We start from the raw sequence: 14,425 nt of genomic DNA, 5'->3' as shown, positions 1-14,425 counted from the left end.
GGCACCCGGGTGCCGCCGGACGACGGCAGGCATCGGGCGGCGGAGCCTGGGTACGGTCGAGGGCATGGGTATGCCTGAGCTGCTGACGCCACGCACGGCCGCCGGACGGGACGCGCTGGCCGCGCTGCTCGCCGCCCCCCGCGAGAGCGTGGTGGGCCTGGACTTCGACGGGACGCTGGCGCCGATCGTGGCCGACCCCGCGCGGGCGCGGGCCCACCCCGGGGTGGTGCCCGCACTGTCCGCGCTGGCCCCGCTGGTCGGCGCGGTGGTGGTGGTGACCGGCCGGCCCGCGGCCGTCGCGGTCGAGTACGGCGGCTTCGCGGACGCACCCGGCCTGGAGCACCTGACCGTGCTCGGCCACTACGGCGCCGAGCGGTGGGACGCCGCGACGAAGGAGACCACCGCGCCCGAGCCGCCCGCGGGGGTCGCGGCGGTCCGCGCCGAGCTGCCCGCGGTGCTGGCCGCGGCCGGCGCCCCTCCGGGCACCTGGACCGAGGACAAGGGCCGCGCGCTGGCCGTGCACACCCGGCGCGCCGACCGGCCCGACGAGGCACTTGAACTGCTCCGCGCGCCCCTGGCGGCGCTCGCCGCCGCGCACGGCCTGATGGTCGAGCCCGGCCGGATGGTGCTGGAGCTGCGCCCGCCCGGGGTGGACAAGGGTGCCGCCCTCACCGGCTTCCTCGCCGGACGGCCGCTGCGGACGGTGCTGTACGTCGGCGACGACCTCGGCGACCTGCCCGCGTACGAGGCCGTCGAGCGGCGCCGCGGCGAGGGCCTGCCCGGGCTGCTGGTGTGCAGTGCCACCACCGGCGGCGAGGCCCCGGTGGGCGCCCTCGCCGACCGGGCGGACCTGGTGGTCCCCGGCCCGGCCGGCGTGGTGGAGCTGCTCGCCGCCCTCGCGGACGGGCTCAGCCGAGCGCGTTGAGCTGGTCCAGGAACCACTGCTGCGGGGGCAGCGCGGTGGCCGCCGCGGCCAGCCGCTTGGTGCGGTCCGCGCGCTCCCCGGCCGGCATGGTCAGGGCCTGGTGCAGCGCCTCGGCGGTGGCGATCACGTCGTACGGGTTGACCGTGATCGAGTCCTCGGCGAGCTCGGCGAAGGCGCCCGCCTCCCGGGAGAGCACCAGCGCGCAGCCGTCGTCGGAGACCACCGGGATCTCCTTGGCGACCAGGTTCATGCCGTCCCGGATCGGGTTGACCAGGGCGACGTCGGCCAGCCGGTAGGCCGCCAGCGAGCGCGGGAAGTCGTCGTTGACGTGCAGGATCAGCGGCTGCCAGGCGGGGGTGCCGAACTCGTCGTTGATCTCGTGGGCGACCCGCTGCACCGCGGCGGTGTACTCGCGGTACTCGGGCAGGTCGTGCCGGGACGGGTAGGCGAAGGCGATGTGCACCACCCGGCCCTGCCACTCGGGACGGGTCCGCAGCAGGTGCCGGTAGGCGAGCAGGCCGCGGACGATGTTCTTGCTGAGCTCGGTGCGGTCGACCCGGACGATCGTCCGGCGCTCGCCCACCGCCTCCCGCAGGGCGGCCAGCCGGGCGTCGACGTCCGGCCGGTGGGCCCGCTCGCGCAGGAAGTCGGCGTCGGCGCCGAGGCCGTGCACCCCGAGCCGGGTGGTGCGGCCCGCGTGCGTGACGGTCAGCCGCTCGCGGTCGACCCCGGCCCCGAGCAGGTCGGCGCAGCAGTCGGCGAAGGCGAGCGCCCAGCGGCGGGTGAGGAAGCCCGCCCGGTCGGCGCCCAGGATGCCCTCCAGCACGGCCGTCCCGACGTCGTCGGGCAGCATCCGGTAGTACTCGGGCGGCGCCCAGGGGGTGTGCGAGAAGTGCCCGATCCGCAGGTCCGGGCGCAGCGCCCGGAGCAGCGCCGGGGCGAGCGAGAGGTGGTAGTCCTGCACCAGCACCGCGGCGCCCGGGGCGGCCTCGGCGGCCAGCGCCTCGGCGAAGGCGGTGTTGTACGCGGTGTAGGACTCCCACTCGCGGCGGAAGCGGTCGTCGAAGTTGGGGGAGACCGGGGTGTCGTAGAGCAGATGGTGGACGAACCAGAGGGTGGAGTTGGCCACGCCGTTGTACGCGCGGGCGAAGGTGCCGGGATCGATGTCCAGCATCCGGACGGCCTGTCCGCCGACGTCGTGCCCGGCCAGGTCCAGCCGGCCGTCGGGGGCCTGGCGGGCGGCCGTCCGGTCCGCCTCGCCGAGCGCCGCGCAGACCCAGACCGCCGACGGGTCCTCGATCGCGGACAGGCCCGAGACCAGGCCGCCACCGCCTCTCTTCAGGGTCAGCGAACCGTCGTCCTCACTGCTGAAGGACACCGGGCCGCGGTTGGAGGCCACCAGGATGGGGGCGGCACCGGGCTGACTCGAACGTGCGGACGCGTGATCGGCCATACTGCCAAGCTTGCCGCGCGACCCCGGGTGCAAACCACTCAGCACGCGGCGAGCCGCCGCCGGCGGCCGGTCCCGGCCGTCAGCGGGGGCGGTCCCGGTACTCGGGCAGGGTCCGCACCGGGGGCCGCTCCACCGCCCCCACCGGGTGGGTGTGGGCGGTGAAGTCGCGGGTCGCCGGATCGCGGGAGAACTGGGTGAGCATCGGGTGCACCAAGCCGTCCTCGGCCTTCAGCCGGTGGGTGCGGTCCAGGCGTTCCAGTGCGGTGCGGTAGATGGTGGCGGCCATCCGGCCGAGCGCCTGGCCGTCCTGGTGGCGGTGGTGCCGGACCCCGACGTCGACCTGTGCCAGCGCGTCCAGCCCGACCGCGTCCAGGGCGTCCACCAGCAGGCCCAGCTCGACCCCGTACCCGGTCGGGAAGGGCAGCCGCTCCAGCAGCGAGCGGCGGGCCGCGTACTCCCCGCCCAGCGGCTGGACGAAGCCGGCCAGCTGCGGCCAGTGCAGGTTGAGCAGCGGACGGGCGACCAGCTCGGTGACCCGGCCGCCGCCGGCCGGCACGACGGCGCCCGCGGTCTCCAGCGGGCGGTCGTACATCGCCTTGACCAGCTGGATCCCCGGGTCGGTGAGCAGCGGGCCGATGATCCCGGTGACGAAGGCGGGGTCGAACTCGCGCAGGTCGGCGTCGATGAAGCAGACGATCTCGCCGCGGGTGACCAGCAGCGAGCGCCACAGCACCTCGCCCTTGCCGGGCTCGGCGGGCAGCCGCGGCAGGATGTCGTCCCGGTGCACCACCCGCGCCCCGGCGGCGGCGGCCCGCTCGGCGGTGCGGTCCACCGAGCCGGAGTCCACCACCACCAGCTCGTCCACCAGCGGCAGCCGCTCCATCAGCTCGGTGCGGATCGTGCTGACGATCTCGCCGACGGTCGGCTCCTCGTCCAGGGCCGGCAGCACCACGCTGACGGTGCCCGCCGGGCCCGCCGCGCGCTTGGCGGCGACCAGCGTCCCCACCGGTCGGTCGGCCGCCCGCCAACTGCGGCGGCGCAGCCAGGACGCCACCTGGGGCTGAACGTCGGGCCGGGGCTGGTCGGGCAAGGTCTCGCTCCTCGGAATGGGCGGCGCCGTCTCGGGGACCGGACGGCATGAGGTGGTACCGGGGCCTTCGGATACAGTCTTGGTAATGCGATCCGACCCTCGCACGTCGGGGTGGGTCGCTGTGCACGACCACAAACGCGCTGCCGGTTGCAACACCGCGCGCCACATTGCTCATCCAGAGGGACTGAGGGAACGGCCCGTTGAAGTCCCGGCAACCTTCCCGTCCGGCCAACTGACCGTCAGGTCGAGGCTCCGGGCGGGACAGGTGCCAATTCCGGCCCGTGGCGCGCCCGCACCACGGGGAAGATGAGGAGAGAGGCCTCCGCCACCATGGCTACCGCTATCCCCGTTGCCGCCCCCGCAGTCGACCTCGGCCCCGCCGCCGCGCTGTCCTGTCGGGAGTGCGGCGCCCGCACCCCGCTCGGCCCGCACTTCGCCTGCGCCGAGTGCTTCGGCCCGCTGGAGATCGCCTACGACTTCGGCTCGTACGAGGCCGAGGAGCTGCGCAGGCGGATCGAGTCCGGCCCGGCCTCGATCTGGCGCTACGCCCCGCTGCTGCCGGTGCCCGCCGACGTCGCGTCCAAGCCGAACCTGAACCCGGGCTGGACGCCGCTGGTGAAGGCCGACAACCTGGGCCGCGAACTCGGCTTCACCGCCCAGCTGCACGTCAAGGACGACTCCGGCAACCCCACCCACTCCTTCAAGGACCGGGTGGTCGCCTGCGCCATCGAGGCGGCGCGAGCCTTCGACTTCACCACCCTGTCCTGCTCCTCGACCGGCAACCTGGCCGGCGCGGTGGGCGCGGCGGCGGCCCGGGCCGGTTTCAAGTCCTGCGTCTTCATCCCGCACGACCTGGAGCAGGGCAAGGTCGTGATGGCCGGGGTGTACGGCGGCGAACTGGTCGGCATCCAGGGCAACTACGACGACGTGAACCGCTTCTGCTCCGAGCTGATCGGCGACCCGGCCGGCGAGGGCTGGGGCTTCGTCAACGTCAACCTCCGCCCCTACTACGGCGAGGGCTCCAAGACCCTGGCGTACGAGATCTGCGAGCAGCTCGGCTGGCGGCTGCCGGAGCAGATCGTCATCCCGATCGCGTCCGGCTCCCAGCTCACGAAGATCGACAAGGGGCTGCAGGAGCTGATCGGGCTCGGCCTGGTCGAGGACCGCCCCTACAAGATCTTCGGCGCCCAGGCCGAGGGCTGCTCCCCGGTCTCGGCCGCGTACAAGGCCGGCCACGACGTGATCCGCCCGGTCAAGCCGGACACCATCGCCAAGTCGCTGGCGATCGGCAACCCGGCCGACGGCCCGTACGTGCTGGACATCGCCCGCCGCACCGGCGGCGCCGTCGAGGACGTCACCGACGCCGAGGTGGTCGAGGCGATCAAGCTGCTGGCCCGCACCGAGGGCATCTTCGCCGAGACCGCGGGCGGGGTGACCATCGGCGTGCTGAAGAAGCTGGTGGAGACCGGGCAGCTGGACCCGGCCAAGGAGACCGTCGCGATCAACACCGGCGACGGCCTGAAGACCCTGGACGCGGTCGCCGACGCCGGCCTGACCGCCACCATCCGGCCGACCCTGGAGTCGTTCCGCGCCGCCGGTCTCGCCTCCGCCTGAGCCCTCCCCCCACCCCGCAGCAAGGAGTAGCCGCCCATGAGCGCCACCGTCCGCATCCCCACCATCCTGCGCACCTACACCGACGGCCGGGCCGAGGTCACCGCCGAGGGCGCCACCCTGGCCGAGGTGGTCAAGGACCTGGAGCGCAACCACCCGGGCATCTCCGCCCGGATCCTGGACGACGCCGGCCAGCTGCGGCGCTTCGTCAACGTCTACGTCAACGACGACGACGTGCGTTTCGACGGCGGCCTGGACGCGGTGGTCAAGGACGGCGCGGCCGTCTCGATCATCCCCGCCGTGGCCGGCGGCTGCTGACCCCGTCCGCACCACGGCGGCCGCGGCCGCGAATACCCGCACGCAGCAGCCCCGGGCCGCTGCCGGGAACGGAATCCCCGAATTCCGCCCCGGCGGCGGCCCGCGGCCATTGCGGCGGACATTTCCGCATGTGGCTGGGTATAGAGTGCGGGGCACCGGGGTGTTCGAGGCCGATTCGAGGGGGCCTGTACCCGCCCGCCGGTCGGATACGCAGCGCCTGTCCGCTCGTTGAGACCCGCCGCATCGAACGTGAGGCCGATCTGTCAGGCCGCCGTCATAATTATTTCGGCAATTTGCGGCATTGGTCCGCGATGTCCGGCGTCAATTGCTCGCAAGTGCCGCTTTCATCCCGTCATATCCCCTGCAGTCCGTAGCTTCTGCCCAAAAGTTGGGCCTGTTGCAGAGGGCGCATGTCCGGATACATTCAGCCGCGGTCGACGCATTCACCCGCGTTCCGGTCGCCCTCCGCGGGCCTCCGGGTGGTGGTCTGCGGCGTGCACGGCTGCGCCCAGGGGGGGTTCCCCGGGCCGGCCTTCCAGACCTCTGGACCCGCACCGTGCGGGTCCGTGAAGGGCCAGCACAGCACAAGGGGAGTTCGGAATGGCTCAGGGCACCGTCAAGTGGTTCAACGCCGAGAAGGGCTACGGCTTCATCGCGGTCGACGGTGGTGCGGACGTCTTCGTCCACTACAGCGCGATCCAGATGGACGGCTACCGCACCCTCGAGGAGGGCCAGCGGGTCGAGTTCGAGATCTCCCAGGGGCAGAAGGGTCCGCAGGCGGACATGGTCCGCGCGCTGGTTGCGTGACCTCTTCGACCTGCGGAACCTCGGCTCGGTCAACGAGCTGGCGGCCACAGATCAACGGCAGCAGGCCCGTACGGCACCCCCGTGCGGGCCTGCCGCCATGTCGGGACACCCCGCGAACGGGCTTGCACTCGCCACCCGAGAGTGCTAATCATTGGCGTTAGCACTCACAGCATGAGAGTGACAACGGATCGGGTCGGTGAGGCCTCCCGGGAGCGGTAGGGGACAGGACCCCCGCTCGCAGGGCCGTCCGTCGCGGGCACCCTTCGGTCCGGTGCAGTCGATCGCGTCCCGGAGGACCACTTCACATGGCAAAGATCATCGCGTTTGACGAGGAAGCTCGCCGCGGCCTTGAGCGCGGGATGAACCAGCTTGCCGACGCCGTCAAGGTGACGCTTGGCCCCAAGGGCCGCAACGTCGTCCTTGAGAAGAAGTGGGGCGCCCCCACGATCACCAACGACGGTGTCTCCATCGCCAAGGAGATCGAGCTCGAGGACCCCTACGAGAAGATCGGCGCGGAGCTCGTCAAGGAGGTCGCCAAGAAGACCGACGACGTCGCCGGTGACGGCACCACCACCGCCACCGTGCTCGCCCAGGCCCTGGTCAAGGAAGGCCTGCGCAACGTCGCCGCCGGCGCCAACCCGATGGCCCTGAAGCGCGGCATCGAGAAGGCCGTCGCGGCCGTCTCCGACCAGCTGCTCGCGCAGGCCAAGGACGTGGAGACCAAGGAGCAGATCGCCTCCACCGCCTCCATCTCCGCCGCCGACACCCAGATCGGCGAGCTCATCGCCGAGGCGATGGACAAGGTCGGCAAGGAAGGCGTCATCACCGTCGAGGAGAGCAACACCTTCGGTCTGGAGCTCGAGCTCACCGAGGGCATGCGCTTCGACAAGGGCTACATCTCCGCCTACTTCGCCACCGACCTGGAGCGGATGGAGGCGTCCTTCGAGGACCCGTACATCCTGATCGCCAACTCCAAGATCTCCTCGGTCAAGGACCTGCTCCCGCTGCTGGAGAAGGTCATGCAGAGCGGCAAGCCGCTCGTCATCATCGCCGAGGACGTCGAGGGCGAGGCCCTGTCGACCCTGGTCGTGAACAAGATCCGTGGCACCTTCAAGTCGGTCGCCGTCAAGGCCCCGGGCTTCGGTGACCGCCGCAAGGCCATGCTCGGCGACATCGCCATCCTCACCGGTGGCACCGTCATCTCCGAGGAGGTCGGCCTCAAGCTGGAGAACGCCGGCGTCGACCTGCTGGGCACCGCCCGCAAGGTGGTCATCACCAAGGACGAGACCACCATCGTCGACGGTGGCGGCGACAGCGACCAGGTCGCCGGCCGCGTGAACCAGATCCGTGCCGAGATCGAGAACAGCGACTCGGACTACGACCGCGAGAAGCTCCAGGAGCGCCTCGCCAAGCTGGCCGGCGGCGTGGCCGTCATCAAGGCCGGCGCGGCCACCGAGGTGGAGCTCAAGGAGCGCAAGCACCGCATCGAGGACGCCGTCCGCAACGCGAAGGCCGCCGTCGAGGAGGGCATCGTCGCCGGTGGTGGCGTCGCGCTGCTGCAGGCCGGTGTCGCGTTCGACAAGCTGGAGCTGGAGGGCGACGAGGCCACCGGTGCCAACATCGTCAAGGTCGCGCTGGAGGCCCCGATCAAGCAGATCGCGACCAACGCCGGCCTCGAGGGCGGTGTCGTGGTGGAGAAGGTGCGCAACCTCCCCGCCGGCCACGGCCTGAACGCCGCCACCAACGAGTACGTCGACCTGATCGCCGCGGGCATCATCGACCCGGCCAAGGTCACCCGCTCCGCGCTGCAGAACGCCGCCTCCATCGCGGCGCTCTTCCTCACCACCGAGGCCGTCATCGCCGACAAGCCCGAGAAGGCCGGCGCGCCGGCCGGCGGCGGCATGCCGGGCGGTGACATGGACTTCTGATCCTCCTTCGAGGATCGGCGAGTTCGGATCGTCCGCGAGGGCGGTCTCCCCACACCGGGGAGACCGCCCTCGCGGCGTTCGCGGCCCGGCGGGATTTGGGACAATGGGCGGATGGCCAGCCCTGAGATCGAAGCCGCACTGCACAGCGCCCGGGCGCTGATCCTCGCCGACCTGACCGCCCGGGACGTGGCGGACGCCGCCGTGGTCTCGCTGGTCGAGGACGCCGTGACGCACCGCCGGTGGTGGCTGGAGCAGTGGCCGGACGGCACCGCGTACGTGCTCGGGCTGGTCGCCCAGGACGTCCAGGACGCGCTGCTGGAGGCGTACGGCCGCTGGCCGCTGTGCGAGGAGTGCGCCGCCGACGGCGACCCGCACGCGCTGGGCGTGGAGCCCGAGCTCGGCCCGGACCCGCACTGGGTGTGCGGCAAGGAGGGCCGGGTCGTCGCGCCGGTCGGCAAGCTCTCGTGATCCTGATCGACCCGCCCGCCTGGCCCGGCCACGGCCGGCTCTGGTCGCACCTGGTCAGCGATGTCTCGTACGACGAGTTGCACGCGTTCGCGGCCGAACTGGGCGTTCCCGCGAGGGGCTTCGACCGCGACCACTACGACCTCCCCGGCGACCGGTACGACCGGGCCGTCGCGCAGGGGGCCCGGCCGGTCTCCAGCAGGGAACTGGTCGCCCGGCTGACCGCCGCCGGGCTGCGGCGGCGCAGGGCTACCCTTCGAGCGAGCTGAGCTCGGCCGCCAGGTTGGCCCGGGCCGCCGCGTCGAAGCGGGCCCGGGCCGCCTCGGTGCGGTAGAGCGCGGGCAGGCCGAGCAGCTGGCGCAGGACCGCCGCGCGGCCGGCCCGGAAGGCGTCCTCGGGGACGAAGCCGTACTCCGCGCGGACGGCCGCCGCGTAGGCCGCGTACTGCTCGGGGGAGCCGCCGAGGACGGCCAGGTCCGCGTCGCAGAGCACCTCGCCGTTGCGGTCCCCGGGCGCGGGGTCGTGGGTGACGGTGAGCCGGACCAGCCGGGCCACCTCCGCCACCAGCGGCTCGGCCAGCCCCGCCTCGCGCAGCGCGCGGACGGCCAGGGCCGCGCTGCGCTCCTCGTTCTCGGAGCGGTCCGGCCGGTAGACGGCGTCGTGGAACCAGGCGGCCAGCCGGACCGCGTCCGGGTCCTCGGCCTGCCCGGCCAGGGTGTCGGTGTGGCCGAGCACCGCCCGCAGGTGGTCGGTGGTGTGGTACCGGCGCTGCGGTTCGGCCCAGCGCCGCAGCAGGTCCTCGCCGTACGGCTGCGGGTCGGCGCTCGCGCCGCAGCGCCGCAGCAGGTCGTTCCAGTGGTCCAGCAGCAGGGCGGTCATGGGGTCATTGTGGCCCCGGCACGGCGACGGGCCGTCAGGGAGGGTACGGATTTTCGGTTTCGCCTGACGGCATATACCGATGACCGGTATATCTAGGTGACATGACAGAACGTTCGATGCAGGAGCCCACGCTGCTCCTGCTCACCGCCCTCGCCGACGCCCCGCGCCACGGCTACGCCCTGATCCAGGAGATCGCCGCGATCTCCGGCGGCCGGGTCCGGATGCGGGCCGGCACCCTGTACGGCGCGCTCGACCGGCTGCTCGGACAGGGCCTGATCCGCGTCGAGAGCGAGGAGGTGGTGGACGGCCGGGCCCGCCGCACCTACGCGCTCAGCGACAGCGGCCGGGCTGTGCTGGCCGCCGAGGCCGAACGGCTGCGCGCCGTCGCCGCCGAGGCCGAGCGCCGGCTCGCCGCACCCGCCCGCCCCCGACTGAACGGAGCCTTCGCATGAGCGGCCGGATGATCGACGCGGTCCTGAGGCTCTACCCGGCCGGCTACCGGACCGACCGCGGCGCCGAACTCGCCGACGTCTACGACTCGTTGGCCGCCGGTATCGGCCGCCTCGCGCGCGCCCGCGAGCTGGCCGGCCTGGCCGGCCACGGCCTGCGGCTGCGGGCCGGGCTCACCTCCCGCGGGCTGCCCGGCCAGGTGCTCGCGGCGGCGGTGCCGTTCGTCGTGGGGGCCGGGTTCGGCCGGCAGGCCGGTTCGGCGTGGCAGGTGTCGCCGTTCGACTTCGCCTGGCACGGGCCGCTGTGCTTCTGGGGGGTCGGCCTCGCCGCCGCCTGGGCCCTCGCACTGGCGGCCGGGCTCTCCGGCCGCTGGACGGCGGCCCGCTGGACCGCGGCCGCGGCGACCGTCGGCGGGATCGCGCTGCTGGTCGGCTGGAGCATCCAGAGCCCGCCGTACCAGCACCTGCCGCTGTCGTACTACCTCGGCCAGGCCGTACGGGCCGGCCTCGGCCCGCTCGCCTGGCTGGTGCTGCTGCTGTCGGCGCCCGCGGACCTGCTCGGCGGGCGGGCCCGCCGGACCGCGTGGAGCGCCCTCGCCGGCGTCGCGGTGGCGCTGCTGCTCACGGCCGGCAAGGAGGTCGTCCACACCCCGCTGCTGTGGGACCCGAGCTGGCACCCGTACCGGCTCGCCCTGGTGGCGCTGCCGCTGCTGGGCCTGGCCCGCGGCCGGATCCGGCTCGCCGCGGCGGCCGTCGGCGCGCTGCCGCTGCTGTTCGACGACGACCTCTGGTACTGGATCGACTTCGAGCTCGGCGGCGCCCGGCGGGCGGCGGGCTTCCTGGCGTTCGCGGTGCTGGCCGTACTGGCGGCCCGGTGGCTGCGGCGACGCGGTGACGCCGAGCCGGACCGCCCGCCGACGGCCGGCTGAGCGCGGACCCGCAGGGGGCTCGCCGCGGCGGCGGACGGTGTGGCAAGGTAGCGACATGTCTAGACCAGTCTTCGAAGTCATCGCGCTGACCGCGCAGGATGCCCAGGCCGCCGCAGCCGGCGGCGCCGACCGTCTCGAACTGGTCACCGACATGGCCGCCGACGGGCTCACCCCCTCGGTGGCCGCCTTCGCCGAGATCCGCGCCGCCGTCGACCTCCCGCTGCGGGTCATGCTGCGCCTGCGCGACGGCTTCACCCCCGGGGACCTCGACGGGCTGCTCACCCGCGCCGCCGCCCTGCGCGCCGAAGGCGCCGAGGAGTTCGTACTCGGCTTCCTCGCCGCCGACGGCACCCTGGACCTGCCCGCCACCCTGGCCGTCGCCGGAGCCGTGGCCGGCTGCCGGTGGACCTTCCACCGGGCCATCGACCACAGCACCGACCGGGCCGCCCTGCGCGCCGCCCTCGACGGCCTGCCCGGCCTCGACACCTACCTCACCTCCGGCGCCGCCGCCGGCGTCGACCACGGTCAGAGCGTCCTGGAAGGCGAACTGGCCAAGGCCGGCGACCCCGGCTACCGGCAGCAGATCCTGGTCGGCGGCGGCCTGCGGGCCGAGCACCTCCCGGCCCTGCGCGTCGCCGGCTTCGACGCCTTCCACATCGGCGGGGCCGTCCGCCCGGACGGCTGGCGCGGCCCCGTCGACGCGGCCGCCGTCGCCCGGTGGCGGACCCTGCTGGACGCCTGAGCCGCCCCGGGCCGGGCCCGCCCGCCGCTCAGCGCAACTGCTCGGGCAGCGGCTCACCGTGCAGCACGGTCAACCCGGACACCGCCCGGGTCAGCGCCACGTACAGCCGGCGCAGCCCGGTCCGCTCGTCCGGCTCCCCGGCCACCACCGCGGCCGGCTCGTCCAGCACCACGTAGTCGTACTCCAGGCCCTTGGCCAGCGAGGCCGGCACCAGCGTGAGCCGGGCCTGCGCCGTGGTCTCGGCACCCGGCTCCAGGAACGGCAGCCCCGCCCCGGCCAGCGCCTCGGCGAACAGCGGGATCCGCGCGTCGGCCGCGATCAGACCGACCGAGCCCTCGAACGCCAGCGCCGCCCGGCAGGCCGCCACCACCTCCCCGACCAGCCCGTCCGGAACGTGGCGGACCGCCAGCGAGCCCGGCAGCTCGCGGACCGAGCCGGCCGGCGCGAGCCCCGGGGCGATCGTGGGCAGCAGCCGCGAGGCGTACACGATCACCTCCTCCGGCACCCGGAAGCCCTGGGTCAGCTCCTCCACGTGCGCGCCCGCCTTGCCCAGGTGGTGCAGCGCCTCCGGCCAACTGCCGGTCGCCCACGGGGTGGTGCCCTGCGCCAGGTCGCCGAGGACGGTCGCCGAACCGGTCGAACAGCGCCGCCCCACGGCCCGGTACTGCATCGGCGAGAGGTCCTGCGCCTCGTCCAGCACCACGTGCCCCAGCGACGGGGTGCGCCGCACCAGATCCGCGGCCTCGTCGACCAGCACGGCGTCCGCCGCCGACCAGCGGGCCGACTTCACCGAGCGGGGCGCCTTCGGCCAGCGCACCGCCAGCTGCTCCTCGGGCGTGAGGATCCCGTCCGCGCACGCGGCCAGGAAGTCGGCGTCGCCGAGCAGCCGGTGCACCAGCTTGACCGGGTCCACGGCCGGCCAGCAGGCCCGGACCACCGCCTTGACCGCCGGGTTGCGGGCGACCGCGTCCTGCACCCGGTCGTCGGGGGCCTCGCCGCCCTGCTCCATCTTCACCAGCACGGCGTGCGCGATGCGCTTCGGCAGGGCCTCCCCGGCCGCCCCGTAGCGGATCTCACGCCCCTTCAACTCCTCGATGATCTCGGTGAGTTCGTACGCCGGGACGCGCCAGCGGCGGGAGCCGCGGACCACCACGCAGGGCTCGGTCGGCAGACTGATCCCGGACCGCACGGCCCGCCGCAGCACCTCGGCCATCCGGGCGTCGCCCTTGATTGTCGCCGCCTCGGCGCCGTCCTCGCCGCGCACCTCGACCTGGGAGACCAGCTCCTGCACGGTCGCCTGGGCGACGTCCACCTCGCCGAGCGCGGGCAGCACCTGCTCGATGTAGTGCAGGAACGAGCGGTTCGGGCCGACCACCAGGGTGCCGGTACGGGCGAGGCGCTCCCGGTGCGCGTACAGCAGATAGGCGACCCGGTGCAGGCCGACGGCGGTCTTCCCGGTGCCGGGGGCGCCCTGGACGCAGACGGTGCCGGTCACGTCGGCCCGCACGATCTCGTCCTGCTCGGGCTGGATGGTGGCCACGATGTCGCGCATCGGCCCGACGCGGGGCTTCTCGATCTCGGCCGCCAGCAGCGCCGAGCGGGTGTCGGTCTCCGCCGGGTCGGTCAGGTGCTCGTCCTCGTACGCGGTCAGCTCGCCGCCGGTGTAGCCGAACCGGCGGCGCCGCTCGACGTCCATCGGCTCCTTGCGGCTGGCCCGGTAGAACGGCTGGGAGACCGGTGCCCGCCAGTCGATCACCATCGGGTCGCCGCCGGCGTCGTGGACGTGCCGGCGGCCGATGTAGAACCGCTCCCCGGAGGCGCCCTCGGCGTCCTCGCCGCCGACCGCGTGCAGGTAGTCCAGCCGGCCGAAGAACAGCGGGGTGTGCGCCAGATCGGCCAGCGCGGCGATCCGCAGCTCGATCTGGTTGCGCAGGACGGCGGCGGACACCCAGGTGCCGGTCACGTCCCGCAGGTCCAGCGACTCGACGTCCTCGCGCATCACGCGCAGCGCCGCCCGCGAAGCGGCCAGGTGGTCCCGCTCGCGGCGCAGCGGATCGTCGGTGGGGGTGGCAGATGGCACAGCGAACCTTCCCGGCTGCCCGGCCGCTCGGAAGGGGTGGGGCGGGGCAGCGGACTCGTCGTAGCTCACGGTGAAAGGGGTACCGCCGGTTGCCGACCGGTCGGGACCTCCCACGGCTGCCGACGACACGGGCACCACGGTTCGGGAGGGGACAGACCGGAGATCATAGACCCGCCCGTGGGACGGCGCGAATCCTTATCCGAGGCGTCCACGGCCCGGTCCACGGCGTCCACGGCCCGCCGGGCGCCGCCGTCGGCCGGTCCGCACCCCGAGGGGCACCCCTGAGGGGCCCGGGGACCCCCGTACGCCGGAAGGACGATCCGGACCCCGCCGACTACGGCCTTTGGACCGATGCCGTCCGCCCCGTCGGAAACCTACTGTGGAAGACATGAGCACCGCCCACATCACGGCGCCCCGGGCCGCGGCCTCGGCCCCCCGGGTGCGCAACCCCCACCCCTCCGTCCCCACCCAGCGGACCGCCGCCGGAGCCACCTCGGCGACCGGCCCGCGCCGCCGCAACCCGGTCTCCACGGCGGTCCGCAACGTCGGCATCGCGCTCGACACCGCCGCCCGGGTGGTCTTCCTCGGCCGCGACGGCGTCGGACTCTGACCCCCGCGGGGGCCGGACCCACGACCCCCGCGGCGCCGGCGGCTACACGTCGTCGGCGTCGATGATCCGGTACGCGTAGCCCTGCTCGGCCAGGAAGCGCTGCCGGTGCGCCGCGAAGTCCTGGTCGACCGTGTCGCGG

15 protein-coding genes and 1 riboswitch are annotated in these 14,425 nt (G+C 73.9%); of the genes, 11 read left to right on the top strand and 4 right to left on the bottom strand.

The features are described from left to right. Positions 1–64 precede the first annotated feature (64 nt). Complete coding sequence (gene otsB / locus AA75_RS10405) at positions 65–925, top strand: trehalose-phosphatase (RefSeq protein WP_033819594.1); 861 nt, start codon at positions 65–67, stop codon at positions 923–925. On the opposite strand, the gene AA75_RS10400 is transcribed toward otsB, so the two are convergent. Both AA75_RS10400 and AA75_RS10395 read right to left on the bottom strand, forming a co-directional pair. Continuing rightward, complete coding sequence (locus AA75_RS10400) at positions 909–2,378, bottom strand: trehalose-6-phosphate synthase (protein WP_051812090.1); 1,470 nt, start codon at positions 2,376–2,378, stop codon at positions 909–911. The two genes, otsB and AA75_RS10400, sit on opposite strands and share 17 nt — an antisense overlap. A 79-nt stretch (positions 2,379–2,457) precedes the next feature. Then, positions 2,458–3,468 (bottom strand): glucosyl-3-phosphoglycerate synthase, encoded by a 1,011-nt coding sequence (locus AA75_RS10395; protein ID WP_033819593.1) that lies wholly within the window; start codon positions 3,466–3,468, stop codon positions 2,458–2,460. A 168-nt stretch (positions 3,469–3,636) separates the two neighbouring features. Then, positions 3,637–3,781: riboswitch (SAM riboswitch) on the top strand. A gap of 17 nt (positions 3,782–3,798) precedes the next feature. Here AA75_RS10395 and thrC point away from each other — a divergent pair. The 6 genes from thrC to AA75_RS10365 all read left to right on the top strand — a co-directional run bounded on the left by thrC (position 3,799) and on the right by AA75_RS10365 (position 8,866). Next, positions 3,799–5,082, top strand: coding sequence for a threonine synthase (thrC, locus tag AA75_RS10390; protein ID WP_033819592.1), 1,284 nt, complete (start codon positions 3,799–3,801; stop codon positions 5,080–5,082). A gap of 36 nt (positions 5,083–5,118) precedes the next feature. After that, a complete protein-coding gene (locus AA75_RS10385; protein WP_033819591.1) occupies positions 5,119–5,397 on the top strand; it encodes a MoaD/ThiS family protein in 279 nt (92 codons plus the stop codon). A gap of 600 nt (positions 5,398–5,997) precedes the next feature. Further along, positions 5,998–6,204 (top strand): cold-shock protein, encoded by a 207-nt coding sequence (locus AA75_RS10380; RefSeq protein WP_033819590.1) that lies wholly within the window; start codon positions 5,998–6,000, stop codon positions 6,202–6,204. 305 nt (positions 6,205–6,509) lie between these two features. Next, a complete protein-coding gene (gene groL, locus AA75_RS10375; RefSeq protein WP_033819589.1) occupies positions 6,510–8,132 on the top strand; it encodes a chaperonin GroEL in 1,623 nt (540 codons plus the stop codon). A 111-nt stretch (positions 8,133–8,243) separates the two neighbouring features. Continuing rightward, the gene (locus AA75_RS10370; protein WP_033819588.1) at positions 8,244–8,600 is read left to right on the top strand and encodes a hypothetical protein; all 357 of its coding nucleotides are present in this window, start codon (positions 8,244–8,246) and stop codon (positions 8,598–8,600) included. Then, entirely contained in the window at positions 8,597–8,866 is a 270-nt protein-coding gene (locus AA75_RS10365; protein ID WP_033819587.1) for a DUF4031 domain-containing protein, read from the top strand. Before AA75_RS10370 ends, AA75_RS10365 begins: the two co-directional genes overlap by 4 nt. Here AA75_RS10365 and AA75_RS10360 read toward each other — a convergent pair. Beyond that, entirely contained in the window at positions 8,847–9,476 is a 630-nt protein-coding gene (locus AA75_RS10360; RefSeq protein ID WP_033819586.1) for a hypothetical protein, read from the bottom strand. The genes AA75_RS10365 and AA75_RS10360 overlap by 20 nt on opposite strands. 101 nt (positions 9,477–9,577) lie before the next feature. Here AA75_RS10360 and AA75_RS10355 point away from each other — a divergent pair, with 101 nt between their 5' ends. Genes AA75_RS10355 through AA75_RS10345 form a run of 3 tightly spaced genes read left to right on the top strand, consistent with a single transcriptional unit; the run spans position 9,578 to position 11,596 of the window. Further along, positions 9,578–9,928 (top strand): PadR family transcriptional regulator, encoded by a 351-nt coding sequence (locus tag AA75_RS10355; RefSeq protein ID WP_051812089.1) that lies wholly within the window; start codon positions 9,578–9,580, stop codon positions 9,926–9,928. Then, entirely contained in the window at positions 9,925–10,854 is a 930-nt protein-coding gene (locus AA75_RS10350; RefSeq protein ID WP_033819585.1) for a hypothetical protein, read from the top strand. Before AA75_RS10355 ends, AA75_RS10350 begins: the two co-directional genes overlap by 4 nt. A gap of 55 nt (positions 10,855–10,909) precedes the next feature. Continuing rightward, a complete protein-coding gene (locus AA75_RS10345; protein WP_033819584.1) occupies positions 10,910–11,596 on the top strand; it encodes a copper homeostasis protein CutC in 687 nt (228 codons plus the stop codon). A gap of 28 nt (positions 11,597–11,624) precedes the next feature. On the opposite strand, the gene AA75_RS10340 is transcribed toward AA75_RS10345, so the two are convergent. Continuing rightward, entirely contained in the window at positions 11,625–13,676 is a 2,052-nt protein-coding gene (locus tag AA75_RS10340; protein ID WP_033819583.1) for an ATP-binding domain-containing protein, read from the bottom strand. 388 nt (positions 13,677–14,064) lie between these two features. Between AA75_RS10340 and AA75_RS10335 the strand changes: the two genes are divergently transcribed. Further along, entirely contained in the window at positions 14,065–14,286 is a 222-nt protein-coding gene (locus tag AA75_RS10335; protein ID WP_033819582.1) for a hypothetical protein, read from the top strand. Positions 14,287–14,425 lie beyond the last annotated feature (139 nt).

The sequence above is a fragment of the Kitasatospora sp. MBT63 genome, from assembly GCF_000710465.2.
Classification (GTDB): domain Bacteria; phylum Actinomycetota; class Actinomycetes; order Streptomycetales; family Streptomycetaceae; genus Kitasatospora.
Note: the sequence above shows the minus strand (reverse complement) of the source record. Positions and strands in the feature narration are given on the sequence as shown.

Bases quoted from the DNA above. Each gene is read 5' to 3' on its own strand.
- AA75_RS10370 (WP_033819588.1), top strand. From the start codon at position 8,244: ATGGCCAGCCCTGAGATCGAAGCCGCACTGCACAGCGCCCGGGCGCTG.
- otsB (WP_033819594.1), top strand. From the start codon at position 65: ATGGGTATGCCTGAGCTGCTGACGCCACGCACGGCCGCCGGACGGGAC.
- AA75_RS10380 (WP_033819590.1), top strand. From the start codon at position 5,998: ATGGCTCAGGGCACCGTCAAGTGGTTCAACGCCGAGAAGGGCTACGGC.
- AA75_RS10360 (WP_033819586.1), bottom strand. From the start codon at position 9,476: ATGACCGCCCTGCTGCTGGACCACTGGAACGACCTGCTGCGGCGCTGC.
- thrC (WP_033819592.1), top strand. From the start codon at position 3,799: ATGGCTACCGCTATCCCCGTTGCCGCCCCCGCAGTCGACCTCGGCCCC.
- groL (WP_033819589.1), top strand. From the start codon at position 6,510: ATGGCAAAGATCATCGCGTTTGACGAGGAAGCTCGCCGCGGCCTTGAG.
- AA75_RS10350 (WP_033819585.1), top strand. From the start codon at position 9,925: ATGAGCGGCCGGATGATCGACGCGGTCCTGAGGCTCTACCCGGCCGGC.
- AA75_RS10335 (WP_033819582.1), top strand. From the start codon at position 14,065: ATGAGCACCGCCCACATCACGGCGCCCCGGGCCGCGGCCTCGGCCCCC.
- AA75_RS10345 (WP_033819584.1), top strand. From the start codon at position 10,910: ATGTCTAGACCAGTCTTCGAAGTCATCGCGCTGACCGCGCAGGATGCC.
- AA75_RS10355 (WP_051812089.1), top strand. From the start codon at position 9,578: ATGACAGAACGTTCGATGCAGGAGCCCACGCTGCTCCTGCTCACCGCC.
- AA75_RS10385 (WP_033819591.1), top strand. From the start codon at position 5,119: ATGAGCGCCACCGTCCGCATCCCCACCATCCTGCGCACCTACACCGAC.
- AA75_RS10400 (WP_051812090.1), bottom strand. From the start codon at position 2,378: ATGGCCGATCACGCGTCCGCACGTTCGAGTCAGCCCGGTGCCGCCCCC.